The sequence below is a fragment of the Mycoplasmopsis mucosicanis genome (assembly GCF_006546935.1).
Taxonomy (GTDB): Bacteria; Bacillota_I; Bacilli_A; order Mycoplasmatales; family Metamycoplasmataceae; genus Mycoplasmopsis; species Mycoplasmopsis mucosicanis.
In genome coordinates this window covers 1-1,078 of record NZ_SMDN01000028.1, presented here as the reverse complement: position 1 = coordinate 1,078, position 1,078 = coordinate 1, and the positions used below count along the sequence as shown (strand labels likewise).

The 1,078-nt window shown below is 26.9% G+C and carries 1 protein-coding gene; it reads left to right on the top strand.

The window, feature by feature from the left end:
• Positions 1-992: IS1634 family transposase (locus E1I18_RS03605; protein WP_141484225.1), on the top strand; the 992-nt coding region annotated here is incomplete at its 5' end.
• Between the last annotated feature and the right edge of the window lie 86 nt (positions 993-1,078).

Here is a 1,078-nt window from a genome sequence, read left to right as displayed (position 1 = left end):
ATTATTTAAATGATATTGAATCTAAAAAAGATACATTTTATAGTCTTCTTGATGTTCTATATGAAAATGAGATTGAAATAGTCAAAAATTTAAATAATAAAATTGCAGAAATGACTTCAAGAAATAAAAATTTAGTTTATTTTGACGCAACAACTGTATATTTTGAGACATTTTCAAGAGATGGTTTAAGAACTCCAGGTTTTTCAAAAGATGGTAAGTTCAAAGAAGATCAAGTTGTTGTAGGAATGGCAACTGATAGTAATGGAATCCCGATTTATCTAAAAGTTTTCCGTGGTAATACAGCAGATGGTAATACGTTAATCCCTTTTATTGTTCATTTGCGTGAAAAATTTACAATAAAATCAATGACCGTTATTGCAGATAAAGGAATGTCAACAAACAAAAATATTAGATTTTTAGAAAGTTATGGAATTGATTATATCTTTGCACAAAGACTAAAATCAACATCTAAATCATTTAAAGATTTTGTATTTGATCCCGAAGGCTATACTAAAACTGAAAATGGTATCAAATATAAGGAATTAGAGTTTCAATCGCTCTGAAAAGGTTCGCGATTTAATGATAATTTCAGACGCAGAATTATATTTTTCAGTGAAAAACGAGCATCTAAAGATAAAAATGATAGACAAATATTAATAAATAATTTTAAAAAGAAACAAAACAAAGAAGGTGTAGTTAACGCTGAAGATATTATTGGTGTAAAAAAATACAAATTCTTCAAAAAAGTAGGCAATATGAGTTTTACTCTCGATCTAGACAAGATTGAAGATGATGAAAAATTTGATGGATATTATGTATACGAAACTTCCAGAAAAGACTTAAAACCTGAACAAATTGCATCGATTTATCACAAGCAGTACCAAATTGAAGAAAATTTTAGAACATTAAAAGGAGCTTTATCAATCAGACCAATTTATGTTAGAACACATCTGTGAAATCTAAAACATAATGAACCGCTTGAGATAGGTTAGTTTAATTGTAAATGTTATATCATGTTTGTTAAAAATAACTAACAAGATTTTGATTTTAATACCGTTATTTGATAGTTTTTTTTGGT